The 1,022-nt window shown below is 70.3% G+C and carries 2 protein-coding genes; both read right to left on the reverse strand.

Annotated features, from left to right (window positions below):
• Window positions 1-300: ABC transporter permease (locus AC04L7_RS19535; protein ID WP_475513824.1), on the reverse strand; the 300-nt coding region annotated here is incomplete at its 3' end.
• The coding region (locus AC04L7_RS19540) for an ABC transporter ATP-binding protein (RefSeq protein WP_475513825.1) at window positions 300-1,022 on the reverse strand (723 nt) is incomplete at its 5' end. The genes AC04L7_RS19535 and AC04L7_RS19540, both read right to left, overlap by 1 nt.

Here is a 1,022-nt window from a genome sequence, read left to right on the forward strand (position 1 = left end):
GCCGATGAACAGCAGCGCGGTCAGCACCGGGCCCAGTTCGCGATAGAGCGACAGGCCCAGCAGTGTGGACAGCGCATCGCTGGCGCCGAACGTGGTCAGCGTGCGATAGCCCTGCAGCGTCAGCACCAGGCCCACGAACGCACCGCCCACGGCGATGATCGGCAGCGAGCGGCCGCCGATCTTGTAAATCTCGCGGGTCAGCTCGGCGAAGAAGTCGCGGGTCGGCGCCGAGGCGCGGAACACCGACAGCGAGAACAGGCCGGCGCGGCCCAGCGACCGGGTGGCGGCGACGAAGGGCATCAGGCGGCCTCCCCGCGCTTGACCGCATCGAACGCGATGGGGCCATCCGGCTCGCCGCGCAGGAACTGCTTCACCAGCGGGTCCGAGGTGGCTTCCAGCTCGGACGGCGTACCCGAGAACACCAGTCCGCCATTGGCGATCACCACCGCCTGGTCGGCGATGGGCAGGGTTTCGTGCACGTGGTGGGTCACGATGATGCTGGTCAGCCCGAGGGTGTCGTTGAGGCGCTGGATCAGGCTCATGATCACGCCCGAGGCGATCGGGTCCAGCCCGGTAAGCGGCTCGTCGTAGATCATCAGCGGCGGGTCCAGCGCCAGCGCACGGGCCAGCGCCACGCGGCGCGCCATGCCGCCGGACAGCTCGCGCGGATAGGCGTCGGCAGCGGCGCGCAGGCCGACCGCATTCAACTTGAAATCGACCAGCCGGCGGATCAGCACGTCCGGCAGCTTCGTATGCGTGCGCAGCGGCAGCGCCACGTTCTCGGCGACCGTCAGGTCGGTGAGCAGGCCGTTGCCTTGCAGCAGCACTCCGATCCCCTTGCGCATCTCCAGCAGCGCGCGGCTGCGGTGCGGCACGGGCTGGCCGAACACCTCGACCGTACCGGCGGCAGGCGGGAGCTCGCCGGTCAGCGCCGCAAGCATGGTCGACTTGCCGCTGCCCGACGGGCCTAGCACCGCGGCGATGCTGCCCCGGGGCACGGTCAGGTCGATGTCGCGCAGGAT

This window comes from Pseudoxanthomonas sp. LjRoot204_2 (genome assembly GCF_056175765.1).